The 24,239-nt window shown below is 36.3% G+C and carries 16 protein-coding genes; 7 read left to right on the top strand and 9 right to left on the bottom strand.

What is annotated here, in order from left to right:
* Positions 1-50 precede the first annotated feature (50 nt).
* The 6 genes from ACP6PM_RS24940 (at position 51) to ACP6PM_RS24915 (ending at position 11,699) form a co-directional block, all read left to right on the top strand.
* Complete coding sequence (locus tag ACP6PM_RS24940) at positions 51-131, top strand: PEP-CTERM sorting domain-containing protein (protein WP_426589460.1); 81 nt, start codon at positions 51-53, stop codon at positions 129-131.
* A 523-nt stretch (positions 132-654) separates the two neighbouring features.
* The gene (locus ACP6PM_RS24935; RefSeq protein ID WP_426589421.1) at positions 655-1,515 is read left to right on the top strand and encodes a 2OG-Fe(II) oxygenase; all 861 of its coding nucleotides are present in this window, start codon (positions 655-657) and stop codon (positions 1,513-1,515) included.
* Positions 1,516-1,713: 198 nt separating this feature from the next.
* Positions 1,714-2,964 (top strand): cupin-like domain-containing protein, encoded by a 1,251-nt coding sequence (locus ACP6PM_RS24930; protein WP_426589419.1) that lies wholly within the window; start codon positions 1,714-1,716, stop codon positions 2,962-2,964.
* Between the two features lie 467 nt (positions 2,965-3,431).
* Positions 3,432-4,916: an Asp-tRNA(Asn)/Glu-tRNA(Gln) amidotransferase subunit GatB gene (gene gatB, locus ACP6PM_RS24925; RefSeq protein WP_426589417.1), complete on the top strand. Its 1,485-nt coding sequence runs from the start codon at positions 3,432-3,434 to the stop codon at positions 4,914-4,916.
* 2,772 nt (positions 4,917-7,688) lie between these two features.
* Positions 7,689-8,252 (top strand): hypothetical protein, encoded by a 564-nt coding sequence (locus ACP6PM_RS24920; protein ID WP_426589415.1) that lies wholly within the window; start codon positions 7,689-7,691, stop codon positions 8,250-8,252.
* A 1,086-nt stretch (positions 8,253-9,338) separates the two neighbouring features.
* On the top strand, positions 9,339-11,699 hold the full coding sequence (locus tag ACP6PM_RS24915; protein WP_426589413.1) for a PhoX family protein: 2,361 nt from the start codon (positions 9,339-9,341) through the stop codon (positions 11,697-11,699).
* 884 nt (positions 11,700-12,583) lie between these two features.
* Here ACP6PM_RS24915 and ACP6PM_RS24910 read toward each other — a convergent pair.
* The 8 genes from ACP6PM_RS24910 to ACP6PM_RS24875 form a co-directional block, all read right to left on the bottom strand.
* Positions 12,584-13,366 carry a carbon dioxide-concentrating mechanism protein CcmK gene (locus ACP6PM_RS24910; RefSeq protein WP_426589411.1) on the bottom strand — a complete coding sequence of 261 codons (783 nt, stop codon included), beginning with the start codon at positions 13,364-13,366 and terminating at the stop codon, positions 12,584-12,586.
* 532 nt (positions 13,367-13,898) lie between these two features.
* Positions 13,899-14,819, bottom strand: a complete 921-nt coding sequence (locus ACP6PM_RS24905; RefSeq protein ID WP_426589409.1) for an acyltransferase — start codon at positions 14,817-14,819, stop codon at positions 13,899-13,901.
* 56 nt (positions 14,820-14,875) lie between these two features.
* Positions 14,876-15,310 carry an arsenate-mycothiol transferase ArsC gene (locus tag ACP6PM_RS24900; protein ID WP_426589407.1) on the bottom strand — a complete coding sequence of 145 codons (435 nt, stop codon included), beginning with the start codon at positions 15,308-15,310 and terminating at the stop codon, positions 14,876-14,878.
* Between the two features lie 525 nt (positions 15,311-15,835).
* Positions 15,836-17,836 (bottom strand): ribulose bisphosphate carboxylase small subunit, encoded by a 2,001-nt coding sequence (locus ACP6PM_RS24895; RefSeq protein ID WP_426589406.1) that lies wholly within the window; start codon positions 17,834-17,836, stop codon positions 15,836-15,838.
* Positions 17,837-17,941: 105 nt separating this feature from the next.
* Entirely contained in the window at positions 17,942-18,244 is a 303-nt protein-coding gene (locus ACP6PM_RS24890; protein WP_426589404.1) for a EutN/CcmL family microcompartment protein, read from the bottom strand.
* Between the two features lie 273 nt (positions 18,245-18,517).
* Positions 18,518-18,859, bottom strand: a complete 342-nt coding sequence (locus tag ACP6PM_RS24885; protein ID WP_426589402.1) for a carbon dioxide-concentrating mechanism protein CcmK — start codon at positions 18,857-18,859, stop codon at positions 18,518-18,520.
* A 91-nt stretch (positions 18,860-18,950) separates the two neighbouring features.
* Complete coding sequence (locus ACP6PM_RS24880) at positions 18,951-19,130, bottom strand: hypothetical protein (protein WP_426589400.1); 180 nt, start codon at positions 19,128-19,130, stop codon at positions 18,951-18,953.
* A gap of 518 nt (positions 19,131-19,648) precedes the next feature.
* The gene (locus ACP6PM_RS24875) at positions 19,649-19,960 is read right to left on the bottom strand and encodes a carbon dioxide-concentrating mechanism protein CcmK (RefSeq protein ID WP_094678177.1); all 312 of its coding nucleotides are present in this window, start codon (positions 19,958-19,960) and stop codon (positions 19,649-19,651) included.
* A gap of 525 nt (positions 19,961-20,485) precedes the next feature.
* Between ACP6PM_RS24875 and ACP6PM_RS24870 the strand changes: the two genes are divergently transcribed.
* Positions 20,486-22,330, top strand: coding sequence for an NAD(P)H-quinone oxidoreductase subunit F (locus ACP6PM_RS24870; RefSeq protein ID WP_426589399.1), 1,845 nt, complete (start codon positions 20,486-20,488; stop codon positions 22,328-22,330).
* 1,112 nt (positions 22,331-23,442) lie between these two features.
* Here ACP6PM_RS24870 and ACP6PM_RS24865 read toward each other — a convergent pair.
* Complete coding sequence (locus tag ACP6PM_RS24865) at positions 23,443-23,877, bottom strand: hypothetical protein (protein WP_426588079.1); 435 nt, start codon at positions 23,875-23,877, stop codon at positions 23,443-23,445.
* Between the last annotated feature and the right edge of the window lie 362 nt (positions 23,878-24,239).

Below are 24,239 nucleotides of genomic sequence, written 5' to 3'. Positions count from 1 at the left end.
TTTTTGTTTAAAGATGCAAATATTATTGTTTTACATGCGGTTCAACATCCATTCCTGAACCAAGTACAGTTTTAGGTTTAGCTTTATTCTTAGGTGGTTTAGTAACTTCTCGCCGTCGTAAATCTAACTAATAAGAATTTACCTTTGAAATTCGCTCTTACTGTAATGTTAATAATATTTAATCAGGTATTTAATAGCATCTATAATAATAGTTTTTTTATACACATCAAAGATAAAACAATTATACACTCAGCAAGTTCTGAAATTGTCAGCATTGTTTTTAAACCTGAAATTTCCTGTTATTTAGACAAGGAAGTGGATATTCAAATGATGTGATATGAAATTGAAAAAAATTCTCTTAGTCAGGGTTAAAAGTCTAGTATAAAAGCTTTTAACCCCAATTTTTGTTATGTTAGAAAAAACCTTACCTAACTATCAAACCCCTGAAGTAGAAAAAGTTATGATTCATAGACATTATTGTTTTAAGCAACCTGAGAAATAATCATTATAGAAGTCGAGTTTATTCTGTAAATAATCAATCTAACATTTTCAACATATCAACCGTCAAAAGAATGACGGCAACCCACAAAAAACACATTTTTATCAGTATATTTAGAATATCATGTCTAAAGAACAGCTTTAATAACCAATAATATGCCTCTGGATAAACTACAACACCTAACAACTAAGTCTATTGATTTGCTAGAGACGATTCTTGATAACTCAAACATTCCATTAACAGAAAGAGCAGAAATTGCTTTGCGAATATTAGAGATAGCTAAGTCTGTTCAAGCAACTACTCAAAATCCAATAACTTCAGCTAATAGCAATATTGTTGTATCTGCCACCCCCAAAATACCGACATTTATCCCTAACTATTCTCAGTCAAACTCAAATCAAAATCAATCCCAAATTTTACCTGTAAACTGTTTACAAATTGATAATTTCCTGGATTTTCAAGAAATAGAAATAGCACTCACAGTTGCTATCAAGAATAAAAATAATTTTACCGACTCTTCAGTTCATAATAAAAACACGAATCGAGTAAAGAAATTTCGACAATCTTTAGTTCTTCATCATAAATTTTATCCTGAACTTGCTAAATCAATACAAAGTAAAGTTTTAAAGACTCTACCCTCAGTTTTGGAAAAGCTAAACCACCCAAATTTCTCCACATCTAATATTGTTATTCAACTAACAGCACACAACGATGGTTGTTTCTACACAATTCATAGTGATGCAAATACAGAAATGACTGCCACGAGGGAAATGACCTATGTTTATTACTTTTATCAAGAACCAAAATCATTCTCTGGAGGAGAATTAGTAATTTATGAAACTAAGGTAGAGGGAAATAATCTTTCCAAACACAATGATTTTAAAGTGATTAAACCTCGCAATAATAGTATTATCTTTTTCCCAAGTCGTTACCTACATGAAATCTTACCCGTTAGTTGTCCGACCAAAGCATTTGAACATAGTCGCTTTACCTTTAATGGTTGGATTCGGCGCTAAGATAGGGGGATGGGGAGATGGGGAAGTAGAGAGTATTTTTCAATATCCTATTGGTTTTCAGGAGGGGTAATTATTAATTATTCAGGACTTACGCACCTAAACAAGAAACCGGGTTTATTGCCATAATTATTGTTGTTCAAATCACGAAATTTTATCATAAACCCGGTTTCTCCGTAAGTCCTATTATTAATAGTAATTTTGAACATAATAATACAGCAAAAATTAGCCAAAAATTTAGGAATGGAAATCTTACCCAAAGAAAAGCTACAACATCTGGTTGATAAGTCTGTTGAAACCCTGGAAATGGTTTTGAATAACCAAAATATTTCTGAGCAAGAGCGAGCAAAAATTGCTGCTAGAATTCTGGAAATTGAGAATCAACGAAGTAGCAAAAACTCATTCCAGTCTGACCATAAATTATTAAATAAACAAAATCAATCTGAAATTTCTGATGATTGGAAACAATGGATGGCTGAAAGTAAATTGTGCAACTACCCTGATACTTCAATTATTCAGGAAATGGTTAAAAGAGGAATAGATGAGCAACTTGCTATAGCAGAATTAAATCATTTAACTACTAATCCATATTTTAAAGCAAGCAATAGCATGGCGCAGTTATTAAGAAAACTCGAATCTATGTTAGAAGTCCGCCATCAAATTTCTCAACTATCTCCCAACTCTAGCTATATAGAACGCAGAAGTCATATTTCCAAAGAAGAATTTTTAGCAAAATACTATGCCACAAATACTCCGGTTGTAATTACAGATATGATGACCGAATGGCAAGCTATGTCTTTGTGGACTCCAGAATACTTTAAAACTAATTATGGCGATGCTGATGTAGAGATTCAAAATAATCGTAACTCAGATAAACAATATGAAATTAATAAAGCTCGACACAAAAGAGAATTAAAGTTAAGCGAATATGTCGATATGGTTGTCAATGGCGGTGATACTAATAATTACTATATGGTTGCTAGTAATCGTAATTTTCAACGAGATAAAATTAAGAATCTCCTGGATGATATAAATGTTTATCCTGATTTTTTAGATAGCTCAAATACCAAAGGTCAAATCAAATTATGGTTTGGTCCAGGTGGTACAATCACACCAGTACACCATGACCAAACTAATTTAATAGGCGCTCAAGTCTATGGACGAAAACTTTGGCGAATTATTTCTCCCGACCAAACGCCATTTCTCTACAATTATCAAACTGTTTTTAGTCAAGTGGACTTAGAAAATCCAGATTACTATAAATATCCTTTGTTTAAAAAGGTCAAAATTATTGAGGTAATTCTTGAACCTGGAGAGATGATTTTCATCCCTATCGGTTGGTGGCATCAAGTTAAGTCTCTCAATATTAGTATTTCTCTTTCTTTGATGAACTTTATTTTTCCCAATTACTATAAATATCAAAATCCCAGTATCCGATTAAAGCAACTATAGTGCTACGCGCAAATTAAAACTCAAAAGTCAAAAGTAATCTATGACTGAGTTCCAGGATTCATTAGTATTAAACACCTAAATACCCACAGGACTTAGGCAGCGGTACTATATATAGAGTGCAAAAACTGTAGCGATCTAGTTTTTGACACTACATACATGGTCTCTGCCCAAGTCCTAACCCAGTCTTAATATAAAAAATAGGGAGAAGTTTAAAAACAGGGGATAAAGAGGAACTAGCTTATAATTTTCGTTATAAGATCATAATATCAACCGTAAGATTTTTTCGATATTGTAAATCTATGGCCAATAAATAGGGTCTCAAGCCTCGGCTTCAGCTAGACGTACTGATATAGCAGTTGAAGCAAAGGGCGCGGACATTTCTAAATATTGAAACCCTTTGATAGTCTACTGTTCCCTATTCCCTGTTCCCTATTCCCTAGCGCGTAGCGCCATAACTGATAACTGAAATGACCACAACTGTAAAAGTTAAAACAGAGTATGAAGCGATTATTGGTCTAGAAACCCATTGTCAGCTTAGTACCCAAACCAAAATTTTCTCCAATTCCTCCACAGAATTTGGTGGCACTCCCAATACCAACATTGACCCTATATGTATGGGAATGCCAGGAGTATTGCCCGTACTTAATAAAAAAGTTCTAGAATATGCCGTCAAAGCAGGATTAGCCCTAAATTGTCATATTGCACCCTACAGTAAATTTGACCGGAAACAATATTTCTACCCAGACTTACCGAAAAATTATCAAATCTCTCAGTATGACTTACCTATTGCCGAAGATGGTTGGTTAGAAATAGAGATAGTAGATGAGAATGGTAGTGCAACTCGTAAAAAAATTGGTATTACCAGACTGCACATGGAGGAAGATGCGGGTAAATTAGTCCACGGAGGTAGCGATCGCCTAGCTGGTTCAACTTATTCAATGGTGGATTACAACCGTGCTGGTGTACCATTAGTTGAAATTGTCTCAGAACCGGATATACGTTCTGGAATAGAAGCTGCTGAATATGCTCAAGAACTAAGGCGAATTGTCCGATACCTTGGAGTTAGTGATGGGAATATGCAGGAAGGTTCCCTGCGGTGTGATGTTAATGTTTCTGTGCGACCTGTGGGCCAAAAAGAATTTGGCACAAAAGTAGAAATCAAAAATATGAACTCCTTCAGTGCCATACAACGGGCGATCGAGTATGAAATTGAAAGGCAAACTGAAGCTATTGAAGCAGGAGAAAAAATTATTCAAGAAACTAGACTCTGGGAAGAGGGTTCTCAACGTACTATTAGTATGAGGGTTAAAGAGGGTTCTAGTGACTATCGTTATTTTCCGGAACCAGACCTCCCACCTATTGAGGTATCAAGTCAACAGTTAGATGCTTGGAAAGCTGAGTTACCAGAGTTACCCGCACACAAACGTCACCGTTATGAAAGTGAGTTAGGTTTATCTGCTTATGATACTCGTGTCCTGACTGATGACTATAATGTGGCAAAATATTTTGAGGCAACAGTTACAGCGGGTGGAAGTTCTAAACAAGCAGCTAACTGGGTAATGGGAGATATTACTGCTTTTTTGAAAAATGAAAAAGTTAGTATTAATGATATTGCTTTGAAACCTGATAATTTGGCTGAGCTAGTGACAATTATTGAAGATGGTACTATCAGCGGTAAAATTGCTAAGGATATTCTGCCAGAATTATTATCAAAAGGTGGTTCGCCTAAAGAATTAGTAGAGAAAAAAGGTTTGATTCAAATTTCAGATACTAAAGCTATAGAAGCAATTATTGATGAAGTTTTAGCAGCACATCCAGAAGAGTTAGCAAAATATCGTGGCGGTAAAACAAAACTCAAAGGTTTTTTTGTTGGGCAAGTGATGAAGAAAACTCAAGGTCGTGCCGATCCAAAGATGACAAATCAATTAATTAGTAAGAAGTTAGAAGGTTAGAAGTTTAAGGTGTTAGGTGTTAGGAAAATCTATTACTGAATGACCTACACCTAATATTAAATCTGCTTACTTTGGAGTCATATAGAAGACATTTTGTATCTTTGCCAAAACCAACAGGTCTAAAGCCTCCCCTTTTAAGGGGATGAAAAAAATATTCACCATACGTATTTCAAGCCAGAGGCTTTAGTCGGAGGTACTGATAACTGATAACTGATAACTGAAATGACCAGGGATTAAATTTTTGAGTTACAAGTCGGGAGTCGAATAGAAACAATACAGGAAAAAAATTGAAATCAGATTTTCCCGATCGCTAAATCTTTCCATCCATAACCTCCCTAGTGGAAAATGACAAATATTTGTCATTTTATGAAGCTCCTGAAAAAAAATCGCGCGTCAAAAGATTTTCCCTTGCATCCCGATCAAAATTGTGATATCATAAATTTTGTAAGGCTCTACTCGCCCATACGCATGACTTTTTGTTCAACCAAATTTCCTTACTAAGAGGCAATCAAAATATTCAGGAATTTTTCCTAAGAGCAAGAGCAAAAATATTTTCATCCTGTGAAGCTTCAAAAAGTGCTTACTTTTCCCCGATCATATCTTTCTATCCATCCATCCCTCCCTCTTCCCTCTTCAGTACAAAAACACAAATATTTGTCATTTTATGAAGCTCCTGAAAAAAAAGTGCTTACTTTTCCCCGATCATATCTTTCTATCCATCCATCCCTCCCTCTTCCCTCTTCAGTACAAAAACACAAATATTTGTCATTTTATGAAGCTCCTGAAAAAAACGTGCGGCAAAAGATTTTCCCTTGCATCCCGATCAAAATTGTGATATCATAAATTTTGTAAGGCTCTACTCGCCCATACGCATGACTTTTTGTTCAACCAAATTTCCTTACTAAGAGGCAATCAAAATATTCAGGAATTTTTCCTAAGAGCAAGAGCAAAAATATTTTCATCCTGTGAAGCTCCAAAAAGAGCTTACTTTTCCCCGATCATATCTTTCTATCCATCCCTCCCTCCCTCCCTCCCTCTTGAGTACAAAAACACAAATATTTTCATTTTATGAAGCTCCCGGAAAAAAATCGCGCGTCAAAGGATTTTCCCTTGCATCCCGATCAAAATTGTGATATCATAAATTTTATAAGGTTCTACTCGCCCATACGCATGACTTTTTGTTCAACCAAATTTCCTTACTAAGAGGCAATCAAAATATTCAGGAATTTTTCCTAAGAGCAAGAACAAAAATATCTTCATCCTGTGAAGCTCCAAAAAGTGTTGAGTTTTCCCCGATCATATCTTTCTATCCATCCCTCCCTCCCTCTTGAGTACAAAAACACAAATATTTGTCATTTTATGAAGCTCCTGAAAAAAACGTGCGTCAAAAGATTTTTCGTCTATATACATGACTTTTATTCAACTCAACTATTATGAATTTAAACCACATATTTGTTGTGTACCTAGTGAAGAATACAACCCTTATTAATTATGAATTATGAATTATCACTTGCTAATAAGCATTTAAAATGCGTATGCTCTTAAAGATAGTATAGTTTCTCAGCTCAGAGCGAATGTTGTAGAAAGAAAAATCAATTTTTTCTGAGAAATCAAAATATTAATTAATACTTTCTTCTAAAGCCTTTTTCGCTAGTCGAGTTAAATAAATAGTTACTAAAACTGTAGACCGTTTAACGGAAGTCAAAAGTAAAACGTCAAATTTGATAGACTGAAAACTTTGACATTACATTAATTTCCTGGAATTATTTGACATTTAAAGTTTCAAACTATTTGTGATTGTGACATCTTGAAAGTGAATTGGTATAACTTATCACAAAAAAAATTCATAATTTCAACCCTAAATCTATTGAATAACTTTGTTAATTAAATTTATCTGAACTATATCATCATTAAATTATAATTATCTAAATTAACTATGAATTTTGCCTGAGAATAAATCATAGATAGATATAGCTATCCTAAATAATCAATTTTTTACTTCTACTCCCTATTTCCTACTCCCTACTCACTCTTTTCCTGAGAATAAATGATAGATAGATACAGGGATTTTATTTAAGTTGTAATATTTTGCTGGCAGTTATAAGTTATAACTAAGGAGTTATAATTTTAAAGGTTTTTGGTTCAAATTAACTATTAGAGTTGTCGCTAAATAGAGGGAAAAAATCACTCAAACCTAGACAGAGCAATAATTCTAGGTACTTTTATTTACAAATAGTTATAATCCTTACAGGGCAAGGCTTTCGGGAATTTTTAAGCTTATAAAGCGACAAGTCTATTAGACATTTCCGATAATAAAAAATAAAATTAATTATCGCACATAAATAATCAATTCTTTCCCCCTAGTTCCTACTCCCTCTTTTCCGGAGAAGTCTATTATAAAAATTATCACAACCAATACACGCATTGCTATATAAGTAGCCCGATATAATTAAATGTCACTATCTCCGATAATACTAAGTTCAGACTTAACCCAACTTTTAAGGGTTGAAACTACATTTACAGCAATTTTTAGGATGGTGAGGTAAAGTTTAATACTAATTTCTATTCCCTATTCCCGAAAACTTTGTACCTCATTAATTCCAAAACTACTGTCAATTTTCAAAAGTAATCTGCACCAGCAGAATAAAGTTGTCAAATCAAATGGAAAAATATAATGTTAGTCAGACTTTAAGCAAAGCTTAATCTTATTTTAATTATTGTATGTTATTATTTAGTATAAATTTATATATTTTTGGCAAAAATTTTTAGTCAATGAGTTTATATTATCGTATTTTCTGGAGTACAATCTTAATATTAGCTAGTCTATTTATAACTAACTTAGACGTCTTAGCATCTGCCAAAAAAACCAGTCTTTTGATTGAAGATAATAATAATAACTCTTATAAAAGTTTAGTAGAACAAGCAGAAAAATTAGCCCAAAAGACAATTAATCAAGAATTTGCCAATAATCCAGAAATCACAGAGATTACTATTACTATATTAGGAGAACGTAGAAGTCAAATAGTACCTGTTCTACGTTCTACTGTATCTCGTTCTGAATGGCAAAAAAATGCAAATATTGATGAATTTACCAGATATTTTGCTGATGCTAAATTGTTGTTAAAGTTTGAGGATGATAGTAATGCCCAAGCTATACCAGAGACTAAACCTCCAGTTCCAAAATCTTCCCCTCAAGTTACTGCTCCACCTCCCCCATCATATGATTCTCAGCCCATAGTTCCTCAACCTCAAAAGAAGTCTCCTAGACAAAGCCCTTCATCTACTTCTCCTAGGTTTCCTACTGATAAAGATGACCCAAAAACAATAGATGATTAACGACTAATACAAGTAAAAAAAAGTAATAATAAAAGATTAAAATTTCGGACTTTACTTGTAAGGATTTCCTCGGGAATGCTGCGCAAACAGCTATTAACAGTTAGTGTTCAGCAATAAAAATGAATTAAATAAGCATTGGTTTGACTGCTAAAGTTATAGCAATTTCATAAACTTGAGCTACTTAGGTTTGCAGTAGTCAGTAGTCAGTAGTCAGGAGGTAAGGTGAGTAGCCTTACTTTTTGAATTTGGTATTAGCTTTAGTTGTTTTACCAATACTTGATAATTATCGCTGATTTTTTCTAGACTAATTCCTCCTTCAAATTCCATTGATATCTAATGTCTGAATGCTGACTTTTACTTTGATATTTTATTAGACTTGTCGCTTTATAACTCAAAAAAACTGGCAAACTATTGTCATATAAAGATTTTAGACATTTATGGATATAAACGCCTGGAATTATTGCTGTATCTTAATTTTAGCGATTTTTTCTATCTATTTAGCGACAACTCTATTATTTATAGCACTACGCATTTAGGTTAGGACATTGGTAAAAATTGAAATTAAGTCAGAGATTAATTTTAACTTTTTACTTTTTACTTTTGATTTGCGTGTAGCGCTATATCGTGTAACTAAAGCTAGTTATAATCGGCGCGATAAGTATTTACTAAACATTGGGCATCGGTGATTATCATTACTTCCTTTTTATTTAAAAGATGATTAATATTCCTTTGTTTTAGCCATTGCTATATTTCTAACTTCATTTTATTCAAATAGTATTAGATCATAAAACTATCCCTACAACATTGATAAATCTAATCACCAGATTAGATATAACTGAGAAAAATCTGCAATTAAATATCTTCCTAATCTTGGGTTGATTGATAAATTAACCCAAATTTAAACAATGCTTTAACTAAATTTAAACAAATTATAAACTAACGATAAATTATTTTAGATAAACTGCTGGAGGCAGTATTAAAAAAACTGATTACATAAACATAATTTAGGTCAAAAATACTGCTAGTAATACATCCAAAAATCTCTATCTACAACTTCTCAGAGAGAGAGAAACTAGAAAAACTTTTATGTCCAGACTTACTCGCAGAAAACTATTAATGTTCTTCGGATGTAGCGCAGCAGCTACAGCACTATCACCAAAAATTGGTAATTTTTTGGGTAGTAGCTCCGAAGTAGCTCAAGCTCAAACTACAGGTTTAAGTTTTACACCCCTGAAATTGGCACATCCTTTAGAAGCTTATGAAACTAATCCTAGCTTCGTACCTTTAGGAATTGGTGGGCAAGGAAATACTCTAGCAGCAAATCAGGATGTTGCACTGCCATCCTATCAATACTTTGATGATGTAATAGTACCCCCTGAATATGAAAGGTATGTGATTGTTGGTTGGGGCGATCGCGTCTTTCCTGACTCTGAAGAATACTTTGGTTATAACAATGACTACCTCAGCTTTATTCCTATTAATGGTAACCCCAATGATGGCTATCTCTGGGCTAACCATGAGTATGTCTCCTATCCAATATCATCATTACTAGGTGATGATGAATTAGCTAGTTTCCCATCAACAGACCAACTTGTACTAGGTTTAGATTTATCTCAACCCACCCTCTTTACTCTGGGTGAATTTGCTTATAACCAAGGTGGGTCTATTGTCAGAATTGCAAAAGACAGTAATGGTCAGTATGCTCCCGTAGATGATAATGCTAATCGTCGAATACATCTCCTATCTGGACTAGGAATTAACTCTGGACGTTCTGATGGTTATCAAACTGTTACATCTTGGGGTACATCTAGTTATCAGACTGGAGACCAGAACTTTTTAATAGGTACTGGACCTGCTGCTACTGATGTATTTCCTCTAAGTTCTGATGGACTTGGTAATCAAATTATTGGTACAGCCTTCAACTGTTCTGGTGGTACAACTCCTTGGGGAACAATTCTGACTGCAGAAGAAAACTTCCAAGGTAGTGTTACAGAAAGTGTCTCACCTAATGGTACTCAAACTGGTTATGATACAGAGGGCATAGGTTTTGCTTTTGGTTTAGTTGGTGAAAAGTATGGCTGGATGGTAGAAATTTCTCCAGCAGACCCAAGTTTCCAAAACAGGAAACATACAGCTCTAGGTCGTTTCCGCCATGAAAATATTGCTTTTAGAGTAGAAGCAGGTAGACCCTTAGTTGCTTATATGGGAGATGACCGTCGTGGTGGTCATACCTATAAGTTTGTTAGTAATGGTACTGTTTCCAATCCTACCGACCCAAGCAATAGCCAATTATTTGAAGATGGTATTCTTTATGTGGCAAGATTAAATCCTGATTTTTCTGGTCAGTGGATACCTTTAGTTCCTGGTACACCAACTAATCCTCTATCACCAAGTGAAATTGCTGAAGCTGAATTAAATGCTTTTGGTCAAGCTCAAAGAGATGGTCGAATTCGCTTACCTCAGCGTACTGGTATTGCAGGGGCAACTGAGGATGGTGGGTCCTTCATTGTAGACCTGACTAATGAAACTGTATTATCTGATTATCAAGGCAGAACTCTAGCAGACTTCTATCCCAATCAAGGTGCTATTTTAACCGATGCTTTCTTAGCTTCTAACCTAGTAGGTGGTACTCCTTCTTCTCGTCCTGAAGATGTAGAAGTTCATCCTGGTGATGGTAGTGTATTTATCGCCTTTACAGATCATGCTCCTGGTGGAGATGGATATCCAGACTCCAGAGTGTTTGTTGTGAGTAAATACTTTTCTGATATTGATGCTATTCAGCAGTTTGGCGGTCTATACAGAATCATTGAAACTAACAGCGATGCCACAAGTCTTACCTTTAGCTGGTCTGTTTTTGAACACAGTGGAGAGGATGGTGCCATCAATGGTGCAGGTTTTGCTAATGTAGATAACCTAGAAATTGATACTCTGGGTAATATATGGGGTGTGACTGATATGTCTACTAGCACTCACAATGGTTTCAGAACTGGTGTTGCTGGAGAGCAAAGAGATATTGACCATACTGAGACTGGAAATGTTTCTAGCTTGGTAGGGGTCTTTGGTAACAACTGGTTATTCTACATTCCTGTTGTTGGGCCTAATGCTGGATTAGTTGTACCTTTTGCTTATGGGCCTCCTCGTTGTGAAATGACTGGACCATACTTTATTAGAAATAGTAGTGGTGTAGATGAAACTCTACTATTAGCTGTACAACACCCTGGAGAAAGCTCACCTATTGGTGATGGAGTTCTACTAGGTCGGGATATTGAGATGTTAAGTCTGGATGGTACAACTTTGTTCAATCAGCAGCGAAGTGTACCTCGTGGTAGTAATTGGCCTAGTAATATAGGTTATGTAGGTAATCCTGGAGGCAGTTTTAATGGTTTGCTACCCCCAAGACCTTCTGTAATTGGTGTTACTCGTAGAAACGGTGGCGCGTTTGTTTAAAATTTAATATCAATAGGACTTACTCAGATACTATGTATATAGTGTTAAAAACTAGATCGATACAGTTTTTGCACTCTATATATATTACCCCTGCGTAAGTCCTGTTAATATCAATAGGACTTACCCAGAGACTATGTATATAGTGTTAGAAACTAGATCGCTACAGTTTTTGTACTCTATATATAGTACTCCTGTGTAAGTCCCGATTGAGTTGTACTGGACTGACACATATTCAATTATGCGTTACGACAGATTGTTAAATACCTTTGACAGTCTAAATTTTAGCCGTCTAACAAACCCTACTGAACTGTTTCACCTAAAATAGTGCATTAGGAAGAGGGGAATAGGGGAGAAAGATTGTTGTTGGGTTGAGGAATAAAACCAAACCTACATCTATTGCGCCGTTGCATATTTCGGGATTAATTAGTGTGAGGAGCGTTGAGTCCTTTGCATCCTGGAATTATAGCTTTAGATAAAGAGGAATTCATTAATGGATAATGGATAATGGATAATTACCTCGGGTTTTAACCGTTACGGAATTGAATCTAAGGAAATATTATTTCTTTTCTCTTGGTCGATTGGATATGGTTAGGTAACCCATCCATCCCATCCTAACGGACTGCTCGGCAAACGACCCCTCTCTTGGTCGATTGGATATGTCGAGGAGACCTCGGCATCCCTCGACCACTTTTTCTCCTTAAAAGGAGAGGCTTTAAACCAGAATTATTTAATTATTAATTGTTAATAATTAATAATTCGGTAAAAGATGGAATTTACCTTTTCTGCAAAGATTCATCCCTTGGTTCAGCAATGCCTCTATTGCAGCATTTAAGGTTTGGCAGTCTACTACTTTTTACTTTTGACTCTAGACAACCAACTAAAATCTATGATTTATCCTTAACCTCTTCTTTCATCGGTATAGGAAGTTGAGCAAAATCTGGTAATCTCACCAGCTCTTTTTCCTTCTCTTTAACTGCCATAGGTAGACGTAGAGGTTCTGGTTTTTCTTCAATCAGATGACCAGCTACAGGTAATGTTCTTTCTAAATCATCTAATGGTCTAGGAATTACCATTACAGCATTTAACTCTCCTATTCTTTCTGCCTCGTGCATTCCAGCTTCTACAGCTACCGCCACATTAGAAACTGAACCCCGAACAATAGCAGTACACAAACCTGCACCTGTAGTTTCATAAGCAGTTAACTGTACGTCAGCAGATTTGAGCATCGCGTCGCAAGCTCCCACCATTGCAGGAAAACCTCTAGTCTCTATCAGACCAACTGCCTTATTTCTAAACTCAGCAGAAACTCTACCTTGAGATATTTTAACTAAAAGACTGCCAATAGGTAATACAACCTCTAAATTAGGTAAAGGTCGAGGAATGACAGTCTTAGAAATAAGTTGTCCAAATTTTTCAGCTGTTTCTGCTCCAGACTCCACTGCTAAACGAACATCTGCTATACCACCACGAACTACCGCAGTACAATATCCACTACCAATTTTTTCATACCCTACCAACATTACGCCAGATGACTTCAGCATCATGTCAGCAGTACCAACTATGGCCGGAAAACTTCGAGTTGTTACTAAACCAAGAGCAGCATCTCCAAACTTGATTGGGGATTCAATAGACTCTAGCTTATAGTTATTGTGGGTTTGGATTTTCATTTTCTACCTCTTTACTTCGGCGTAGCAGTTAACCCACCTAACTCTCTCCAACATTCTAGCTGATGGTCTTTAGGGCTACTTTGAGAATTTTTTATATGAAATTAAAAATATCAACTGGTTTAGTTCGCCTAAAATTACAGTTAAACTCTTACCAGTGGGAGTTTTAAGATTAAAAAGTTAATTTTTAGAGATTATTAATCACTTTTTGTCCCTAAAAGATAGAAAGTTTTTTAGGTATGACTCTACTTAATTTTAGATTATATTATATTTTTTTGATAACGATCAATTTATCTCTTACCAAAGAAATGTGTTCTTGTCAAACATAAATTTTCCGTTTATCTGCTAAAAATTCATACCAATTCACTTTAAAAATGTCACAAATAGTTGGCAACTGACAATGTGAAATAATAAGCTGAAATTACTGTATAACCAAAATTTTAAGCCAATCAAATCTCACTTCTGACTTCTGACTTCCATGAAACGGTATCAGTAGCTCCAAATTTAGTGTCAAGTCTGGGTAAGACGATATATTTTAGTCTTCATCATCAGGATGAGAACTCAAAGAATTCTTATGAGGAAATAAAGTCTTCATTATCTGATTGACATACTCCTTACCATAAATTTGAGGATCTATATTTGGAGATGCTTCTTCTTGTAATTGAGTGTTAGCTTGTTCAGTTTCTGTCTGAGTTTCCTCTGAAGATGAAGAAGTATTTACTGATTGTGATTGAGTGTTAGCTTGTTCAGTTTCTGTATCAGTTTCCTCTGAAGATGAAAAAGTATTTACTGATTGTAATTGAGTATTAGCCTTTTCAGTTTCTGTATCAGTTTCCTCTGAAGATGAAGAAGTACTTACTGATTGTAATTGAGTATTAGCCTTTTCAGTTTCCTCTAGAGATGAAGAAGTATTTATTGATTGTAATTGAGTATTAGCCTTTTCAGTTTCTGTATCAGTTTCCTCTGAAGATGAAAAAGTATTTGCTAAATCTGAAATATAATTATTTTCATTAATTTCATCTGATATATGAGCATTTGTAGATAAATTTTTATTTTCCAGTAAATCAGTTTTGATGGGTGTAAATGTATTATTATCTAATATTTTTCTCCCTGAGTTGCCAATAATAGAAGTAGGTAGTACAACCTTATCTGGCTCCAAATCTTGTTCTATAATAGTTGCCAAAGCACCAACACAAGCATTAGCTCCTATCTTACTCTTACCAACTAATAAAACACCTGAACCAATAGTAACTCCTGATTCAATTTCGATATTGCCTTGGTAAGCATGAATAATAGCTCCCATACCAATACAAACCCCTGCTGCAATAATAATCTGACATTTATCAGCAGCTTGAATAATAACACCAGGAGCGATAGCCACACTTGGGTCGATTTTTACATCACCACTAACAAAAGGCTCAATATTTGTCATAGGTTGTAGTGGTGGCAACTGCATAAACACTCCTTTTTATAATAGTTTTAAGCATAAAATATCAGGCTATAAAAGTTAATTTAATCTAATTCTTCCAGAAGTAAATGAATATTATTTTGTAGTTGCAAAAGAGGAGGTTCATCAGGATTTTCATGCAAATCTTTAACTAGCCAATATTCAATTTTATCAACCCATTGAGGAAACTTAGATTCCATTAAAGGACGATGAGCAACTCGATCAACAGCAATAACTTGATTGGCGTTTTCTAAATCTATTTGTTTAACTTGCATTGGTTCCCTTAAAGATACAGAATCAATCTGAATCCCTAAAGATTCTAAAGTTTTAATAACCTCCGATGAAATAGCACCCACATTACCAGATTCTGGATTAACATTCAAACCCCGTGAATCTGCTTGCCATTTTACTCCTTTTTTTGAGGCTAAATTATTGAAAAAATACTCACTAAATCTACTGCGATAATAATTACCCGTACAAAGAAAGAGAATTTTTTTCATAACTATATAATTATAGTGCTATCAACCAGAAGAAAGTCATACTGTTTCACAGAAGTCAAAACTCAAAAGTTAAAAGTAAGATTTTATAGGCTCAAAACTTTTACTATACAGTAATTTCCTGAAATTATTTCACATTTATTTCAAGTAAATTGGTATCACAACCAAGACTTTTGATTTTTCAGCGTTGAGTTGTTTGATTATTGTAGCTAAGTTCCGAAAATATTAGGTAAAGCGGGAATTAGGTTGTAGGTTGTAGGTTGTAGGTTATTGTTTGTAGGTAACAATATTTTACCCAACATTTATAGGACTTACACAAAGAAACCCGGTTACTAGAAAAAATCCTTGGTTTGAACAATAGACATCTAGGAAAAAACCAGGTTTTTGGGTTCAGGTGCGTAAATCCCGATCTAAACACCTAAATACCTACACAATTGGGTTGAAAACCAACCATCTTCACAGTGTCTCAAAGGTGCTAAGTCGTAGGTTACTCACCTAAAACCTACCACCTAACACCTAACACCTACTTCAATTACCCTTACCGTTAGGTTGCTGAATAATCATTTCTAAAACACGGCGTTTCGCTTTAGGGTCGATACCAATCAAGCGGACATATTCTCCCTGATGTTGAGCTAAACTTTCCTCAAGAACTGGGAAAACATCAGCCTCACGTCGAGCATCTATTTGAGTATCAGTTTTCCAAGAGCTAGTGCGGAAACGACGTTGGTCAGCATATTCCGTACCAATTTTATAACCACCTGCAATCAAAGAACGAATTTGTTCCACAGCCTCTTGACTTAACTTCTGGGTTGCAGCAGAAGTTGTTACACTACTATAAACAGGAGCTGAGTGAGAACTACCATTATTACCTACTCCATTATAAGTAGCCTTAAGAGGAGCAAATCCTTGACCTTTACCATTTGGTTGTTGAATCACAGTTTCCATCACCCGACGTTTCGCATTAGTATCAACACCAATTAAACGTACATACTCCCCACTATATTCTGCCAAAGCTTGTTCTAGTTCAGCTATTGCTTGAGAGGGATTAGTAGCAGAGATAGGAGCACCACTCATCCAGGAGCTAGTTTTAAACCGACGTTCATTAGCGTGTTCTAAGCTAATCCGATATCCTTGATTAAATAATGAACGTACTTGGTCTACAACTTCCTGACTTAAACCAGTTTGAACTGCACCATTTTGGTTAGATACAGGAGCTTGATAACTTGGAGCAGTAGATACAGATTGTTGAATTGAGCGATCGCCTGGTTTTTGAATTAATACTTCTGCAACACGACGTCTAGCATTAGGGTCAACACCAATTAAACGGACATATTCACCACTGTGTTCTGCTAAAAATTGTTCTATATTGGCCCAACCTTGCATTGTCGGACCACTCATCCAGGAGCTAGTTTTAAACCGACGTTCATTAGCATACTCTGTACCAATCTTGCATCCTTGAGACATCAAAGAATTAACTTGGTTTACTACTTCTGGAGTTAAGCCTGTAGTATTGGAAGCAGTAGTAGTTTGAACCCTAGCAGCAGCAGGAACACTGTAGCCACCAGTAGTTGATTTTTGAGCAACTTTTTTACCATCAGGACGTTGAATCATAATTGGAGATATGCGGCGTTTAGCTTTAGGATCTATACCAAACATCCGCACATATTCTGCATCGTGTTCTGCTATACAACCTTCTAGAGCTGCTACCACTTCTGAAGAGTTAGTGCTTTCAATTGGAGAACAAGTCTTCCAAGAACCTGTTTTGAAGTGACGAGTGTCAGCGTGTTCTGTACCAACATAATATCCTTGGGATACTAGCTGCTTTACATGAGCAATTACTTCTGGGGTCAATTTACCAGTTCCTCCTGAAGAGCTGTAACCGTTACCATTTGTGTAATTAATGTTCATTTCATTTCTAATAGGGGTAATGCAAGACATATTGTTCGCACACAGATAACCTTGTCGTAAAGATTCGTTAATTCCCACCACATGATGGGCAAACTCCATATCATCGGGTAGTACATCTGGCAAACGATCTGCTTGCTGTTGATTCGTAATAATTGCTCCTGAAGGCACATACTTACCAGGAGCAATTTCTACATCTTGGATCAGAGCGTGGAGCATGACAATACACCCTTCACCAATGCGGGCGTTAAAAACTGTAGAACGAAAGCCGATAAAACAGTCATCACCAATGTAGCAAGGACCGTGAACTAGAGCTTTATGAGTGATAGAAACATTGTTACCTATCCACACAGAATACTTTTGTTGGTCATCTCCGATGACTCGTCCTTGTTCTAAACCGTGGACAACTACTCCATCTTGGATATTAGTGCCCGATCCAATAGAGAAGGGAGTACCTTCATCAGCACGAATTGATGTGCCAGGGGCTACTAATACATTAGCTCCAACGCGGACATCTCCAATAATATTGGAAAACGAGTGAATATAAGCTGTGTCATCAATCTTTGGCTGCGCCAAGCCTTTTGACCAGGGGGTAGGTGGAGCTGCTTCGTTACGGTGTGGCATCTATTTTTTCCTCTCTCAGTTAAATGTTGGGTGTTGGGTATTTGGTAAATTTCTTGTTGTTAATAGTTCAACATCCAACAGTTCAACAGTTTGGTAGTAGACTGTTCAACGATATTGGTCTTTTTTACCATAGATCATGCGATTGTCCACAGTTATCGTGTCAATAATAGCTACTACTCTGGCATCTACAGGAAGTTTTTCACTGCCAGGCACTTCACGAGCTGCTCCACCACGGCTAACCAAAACCCATTCATCAATTCCGGCACCGACATTATCGGCAGCTACTTCATACTTTGGTAGTGGATGGCCTTCTTCGTCTATGAATTGCAGCAGAAGTAGCTTTGTTCCTCTTAAGTTAGGCTCTTTCTGGGTGCTGACAACGGTGCCACGAACTCTGGCAATTTGCATGATCTGTTTGAATTACATGATTTCAGATTTTAGATTTTTACCTGAACAAGGTTTTTAAGCTTACCAATAGTAATGTTTGTGAGTTCATCCTGCTTGATAAAACTGATATAAAACCTCACAATTAGTAACATTCCACCAATATATATAGCAGTTCTCAGGGTGGTTAAGACATTCTCCCGCCTCTCCAATGTAGTCACAGTCAGAATATAACTTCTGACTTCTGACTTCAGCTCAAGTTCAATCTCAAATCTACCATCTGAAATCTATTTACTTCTATGGTCTGTTAACTGAACGGACTGCAGTGGTACTGTCACGGAACTGCTCTACCTCTTCAGTATAACGAATAGGCAGAACATACTCTAGGTTTTCATGGGGACGAGCAATGATGTGAGTTGACATAACTTGGCCTCCATTTACCCGCCGAACGTTATCAACCCCTGCTGCTACTGAAGCTTGTACTTCTGATACATCTCCACGAATAATTACGGTTACACGACCACTACCAATTTTTTCATAGCCAACAAGGGTGACTCGTGCAGCTTTCACCATTGCATCTGCTGCTTCTACAACTGCTGGAAAGCCTAGGGTTTCTACCATCCCAACGGCAATTGACATTATCTTTACTCCATGATATTATTTTACAGATTATTTTAGTTTCTAGTCTATATCTTGACTTTTATTGACTAATTCCCGAATTGAATTAAGTTCAAGGATATTCTAAGCCGATACTACCCAACAGGATAAATCCACTTTGCCTACTCTCCTCTTGGATGACTACAGAAATATTCTGTGGAGACAAGTCAAAATACCCATATAAAGTCTGCTTAGAACTAAATCTAGCTTTCTGCCTACTTTTCTGATAATTTTTCAGTCCCTCTAGTTTCATCTACCCAAATTCATCCTGAAGTTTTCCCCAGAGTGGGCAATCTCTGTAATGATTGCCCTAAAACTTTAGGGTAAACTTGTTTGTTTCTACTAGGCAATCAAAGCATGAGCCTAAAATTTGGGAAAATCAATCAGCTGCTCTATAAAACTGATACAAAGCGTCACATAAGCGTGACAATCTGATGTTTACTTCCTGCTGACCCTGAGGCGTCGGCGGTTACTCATCCATAGGCATTGACGTTCAAGCCTCTTATACTTGCATCTCATACGCGGTCTATAGATATGCCATACTCAAGTCAATCATAAATTCTAAGGCTTAACGGCATATCTTTAAACATGACCATAATTAGAGCAAGTCTTTGATGATGGATAAAACCTATCTACAACTTCTCTTGGCTTGACAAATTTTACTACTTAATCACTCTGAACAACTATCGCATAATAACGCTTTATGACGTAAGTTGTTAACTAAGTCAATTATCTAGACCAAATATTTAGGACAAATTCCAGCAACTCAAATTAATAAGTTCGGAACTGATCGACTTCTTCGGTATATCGAATTGGTAAGACATACTCTAAGTTTTCGTGGGGACGAGCAATGATATGAGTTGATACTACCTCACCACCATCAACTCTTTTAGCTGACTCTATTCCTGCCGCAACAGAAGCTTGTACTTCCGAGACATCTCCTCGGACAATGACTGTTACACGAGCGCTACCTATTTTTTCATAACCCACTAGGGTAACTCTAGCTGCTTTAACCATCGCATCAGCAGCTTCTACTACTGCTGGAAACCCTCTAGTTTCAATCATTCCCACAGCAATTGGCATTCTTTTATCTCCTATTGACAGAAGTTAACTTAAGCATTGAGGCCAGTATTGTCTCTAGATAGCTTTGCAGGGAATTCCCATTTTTACAATCAAAATCTATCAAATGCTATACTTTTAGCATAGAGAAACATGGCATCGTTGACAATAGCAACTATCATCATAATTCATAATTGAAGAGATTTAGAAAAATAAATTCCTTACCATTAAAGTCCTTATAGTTAATGGTGAATTCAGCGATCCTCAGCTCCCAGGTATCAATCCTAAATTTTTTTTAATTACTTTTGGCTCAATACCCTATCAGTATAAAAAACAAGTATATATACTTATAACTAAGTTGAATCTATATTAATCGTGTGTATATATTTATTCTGGTGGTGGTGCATAGTAATGGTAAAGGAAGCACCAGGAGTGTGGGGAGATGGGGAGATGGGAGATGGGGAGTGTCGGAGAAATTAAAAAATATATATTCTCACCATTACCATGCAGAACTACCTTTATTCTTAATACTCAAGGTCAAGAAATACAATGTTCGAGTTTCTCATTCAAAACTTTTGGTACATACCTTTTTATAGCTTGGTTGGAGCAATTTTAACTCTGCCATGGTCAATAGGGATAATTAAACGTACTGGGCCACGGCCAGCCGCTTATTTTAATCTATTGATGACATTATTGGCCCTAATTCATGGCTCTATTATCTATCAAGCTATCTGGAATCAAGAGCCACGAGAAATAATATTCAACTGGCTAGAGACTGGAGACCTCAACCTATCTTTTGCCTTCAATATCTCATCAGTAACTATTGGGGCAATGGATGTGGTAACTGCTCTAAGTTTATTAGCCCAAGTTTACGCTTTGGGATATCTAGAAAAGGATTGGGCATTAGCTAGGTTTTTTGGATTAATGGGATTTTTTGAAGCTGCCATGACTGGCTTAACAATTAGCGATTCTTTGTTCATTTCCTATGCTTTGCTAGAAATGTTAACCCTTTCTACCTATTTATTAGTAGGTTTCTGGTATGCTCAACCTCTTGTAGTCACAGCAGCTAGAGATGCGTTTTTAACAAAGCGGGTAGGAGATGTTTTACTTTTAATGGGAGTAGTTGCCATCTCAGCTTTAGCTGGGAGTATGAATTTTAGTGACCTCTATCAATGGGCTGAAAGAGTAGAACTATCTCCAGTTACAGCTAATTTGTTAGGGTTGGCCTTAATTGCTGGGCCTATAGGTAAATGCGCTCAATTTCCCCTGCATTTATGGTTGGATGAAGCGATGGAAGGTCCAAACCCTGCTTCTATTTTGCGGAATACTGTGGTGGTAGCGATCGGAGCTTATGTATTGATTCAAATCCAACCAATTTTAATTATTTCTCCTATTGCTCTGGCTGTGTTGGTGGCGATCGGAACTTTAACAGCTGTTGGAGCTTCTTTGGTTGCTCTGGCTCAAATCGATCTTAAGCGTGCTTTATCTCATTCTACCAGTGCTTACCTGGGATTAGTTTTCATTGCTGTTGGAACACAATGGACTACATTTGGCTTGCTATTACTCTTGGCACATTGTATTGCTAAAGCACTATTATTCATGAGTGCTGGTGGTGTAATATTGACTACTAATAGTCAAGACCTCACAGAAATGGGTGGATTATGGTCTCGAATGCCTGCAACTACAACTTCTTTTTTAGTAGGAACTTTGGGGTTAGTTGGATTATTGCCTTTGGGTGGTTTTTGGGCGTTGCGAGAAGGTTTAGATGTTTTTTGGATTATCGATCCTTGGGTAGTACCTGTTTTATTATTTGTTAACTTCCTAACTGCTTTAAACCTAACTCGTGTGTTTCGTTTGATATTTTTGGGTGAACCTCAACCTAAGACTAAACGGGCACCGGAAGTTCCCTGGCCTATGGCTGTGCCGATGGTATCGTTAATTATTGTCACTCTGTTAACTCCGATAATTATGGAACAGTTATCACTTTTACCTGACTGGGGTTATCTGAATTTAGCTGTTGTTATTTTGTTAGTAACATCTGGTTTATTTGGTGTTATTCTGGGTAGCACTATGGAGTTAGGTAGAACTTGGTCTCGACCAATACAAGCTCCTTTGCGTTTTGCTCAAGATTTGTTTGCTTATGATTTCTATATCGATCGCCTCTATAATGTAACGGTGGTGTTTGCAGTTACTCAACTCTCGAAATTAAATGCTTGGATTGACCGTTATATTGTTGATGGAGCTGTTAATTTGGTTGGCTTGGCAACGATTTTTAGTGGGCAAGGTTTGAAATATGGGGTCTCTGGTCAAGGTCAATCTTATATTGTGACTATTGTGCTCGGAATTGGTGTTTTAGGAATTTTGGCGCTTTGGTTGATCGATTTCAGGTTTTAAACATCAGGAGTTATGTAAAAATAACCATTACAGTTTTTTTGATGGAAGCTAGATTTCACAATTCATTCCAGATAAAATTTGTAGAACTTATTTTTACATGACTCCTGAGAGTTGCGGCTAATTATAGATTGAAAAAATTTCCAAAACCAAGACAAGATAATTATTTCAAGTTTTTTTAGCTGTCAATGTCTACAAACTTTACATAACAAGGGTTTATGTAATTGTTTAGCTGATAAAGGGGTGGATTCCTATCATGCCACAGTGGAAAATATACTGTACTCTAATTGAAGATGTTATTGCTGTCATACTTCAAAAATATCATAGCTCTCCTCTCTAACTTCCGAAATGTATGGTAAAAATATACTACAATAGTACCAGGACTTACGCATTTTTAAAACAGCAGCCTGGTGTCTCCAGGCTGAAGAATCCGGCATTGTCGGATAAGCGCAACGTCCAGAGTATGTCAAGTTCTAAACATTAGAGTTGTTGGGAATTAAGCTAAAAAAATGGCTAAAACCCTTATCAATCAAAGTTTATAGCCTTTTTTCAGTCCTAAAATCCTGAAAACCTTATAGAGTAACCTTTTGAGCATTGTTCAATTTTTATTTCCCAACAACTCTATTATATATTTCAAGGTTATAGTTTTGGCTGAGTGATTATTCATTAATGCTGTTTCTTGACATCCTCTCTGGCTATTAGGCAAAGATATTCCTACCGAACGTTGGTTCCTCGGTGGGTTGACGCTTCGCATGGTCCTACACCCACCCCTTTAGTTCCCCTCCTGGGGGGGTTACCGGATAATTAATAATTAAATAATTAAACAGTTTAGGTTAAAAGCCTCCCCTTGGATGGCAGGGCTGTTTCAAAAAGCAATAAGCAGAGATTTTCGGATTCTACAGCCGTTTAGCCCTAGAAAAATCCCCAAATAATGCGATTATTTACTGATATTTGCAGGAATCAGTTAATTATTGGACTTTGGACAAAATTCAGATGTAGTTAGCGTAAATATTACGCTAACTACATCTGGCAATATCCCTCTATCTCTAGTGAATTTAATCACTGAAAAATAGAAACAATGGAGAGCTGTCGCCGACAGGGATGCCAACTTTTAGTTATTTTCGAGAATTTTTATTCCCTTTTGTGATCACTTGATGACGAGTTCGTGGTGTTATTTTATATCCTTTAATCCGTCCGGTAGAATAACCTCGACGTTTGGGAGATGTAGTCATTGTACCCAAAGTCGAAATTATTCTATAAAAGTCTCTTTGAACTAAACTGGGAGTAATTTTAACTGATTTGTTATTCTTCAAATACTGTTCCCAATGATGGGGTAAAAAAACACGATTATTCCTTGCAACCCATAAATTAACATAAGCAATAAGTGTTAATTTGAACCAATTTTCTTCGTGTTTAACATCTGGAATTGAATAAGCTGTCATTAACAATCTTTGTTTACCCAAAATAGGAGCTAGTTGTTCCATGTCATAACCTTGTCGATCAGATTCATAGCAATCAATGAGGCTTAACTCTTCATATAGGTGAACCAATCACAATTAGCCACATCGGTTTCCCAATCTGATTACCAATTTCATCTGTGACAGTAATTCGCACTCTTTGTAAAAGGAACTCCTAAAATGCTTTTATGATAGGGAGATGGGGAAGTGGGGGGAGTTTAGCCTCTAATTAAATAGGTTTACTCTCCTATCATATCCATTGAATGGTAATAAACATAACCTTTTTCTAATGTCTAAGTTTTATGTTAAGAAAGATGTTTATAAAGCATAGCTTTGAAAGGGGGGAGGCAGAAGGAAAAATCTCGCTTTGTCTGGGTTTTAGGCTTTTGATGCGTCCGCGCCTTTTGCTTCGACTGCTATACAAGGGCGAGGCTTCAGACCCAATTTTTCGGTGA

It is taken from the genome of Dapis brunnea BLCC-M229 (genome assembly GCF_050015995.1).
Classification (GTDB): Bacteria; Cyanobacteriota; Cyanobacteriia; order Cyanobacteriales; family Microcoleaceae; genus Trichodesmium.
This window is presented reverse-complemented; position numbering and strand designations above follow the sequence as displayed.

Excerpts from the sequence above, each read along its gene's own strand:
- ACP6PM_RS24915 (WP_426589413.1), top strand. The coding sequence starts at position 9,339 with ATGTCCAGACTTACTCGCAGAAAACTATTAATGTTCTTCGGATGTAGC.
- ACP6PM_RS24910 (WP_426589411.1), bottom strand. The coding sequence starts at position 13,366 with ATGAAAATCCAAACCCACAATAACTATAAGCTAGAGTCTATTGAATCC.
- ACP6PM_RS24875 (WP_094678177.1), bottom strand. The coding sequence starts at position 19,960 with ATGCCAATTGCTGTGGGAATGATTGAAACTAGAGGGTTTCCAGCAGTA.
- ACP6PM_RS24920 (WP_426589415.1), top strand. The coding sequence starts at position 7,689 with ATGAGTTTATATTATCGTATTTTCTGGAGTACAATCTTAATATTAGCT.
- ACP6PM_RS24900 (WP_426589407.1), bottom strand. The coding sequence starts at position 15,310 with ATGAAAAAAATTCTCTTTCTTTGTACGGGTAATTATTATCGCAGTAGA.
- ACP6PM_RS24880 (WP_426589400.1), bottom strand. The coding sequence starts at position 19,130 with ATGAAACTAGAGGGACTGAAAAATTATCAGAAAAGTAGGCAGAAAGCT.
- ACP6PM_RS24935 (WP_426589421.1), top strand. The coding sequence starts at position 655 with ATGCCTCTGGATAAACTACAACACCTAACAACTAAGTCTATTGATTTG.
- gatB (WP_426589417.1), top strand. The coding sequence starts at position 3,432 with ATGACCACAACTGTAAAAGTTAAAACAGAGTATGAAGCGATTATTGGT.
- ACP6PM_RS24890 (WP_426589404.1), bottom strand. The coding sequence starts at position 18,244 with ATGCAAATTGCCAGAGTTCGTGGCACCGTTGTCAGCACCCAGAAAGAG.
- ACP6PM_RS24885 (WP_426589402.1), bottom strand. The coding sequence starts at position 18,859 with ATGTCAATTGCCGTTGGGATGGTAGAAACCCTAGGCTTTCCAGCAGTT.
- ACP6PM_RS24870 (WP_426589399.1), top strand. The coding sequence starts at position 20,486 with ATGTTCGAGTTTCTCATTCAAAACTTTTGGTACATACCTTTTTATAGC.
- ACP6PM_RS24895 (WP_426589406.1), bottom strand. The coding sequence starts at position 17,836 with ATGCCACACCGTAACGAAGCAGCTCCACCTACCCCCTGGTCAAAAGGC.
- ACP6PM_RS24905 (WP_426589409.1), bottom strand. The coding sequence starts at position 14,819 with ATGCAGTTGCCACCACTACAACCTATGACAAATATTGAGCCTTTTGTT.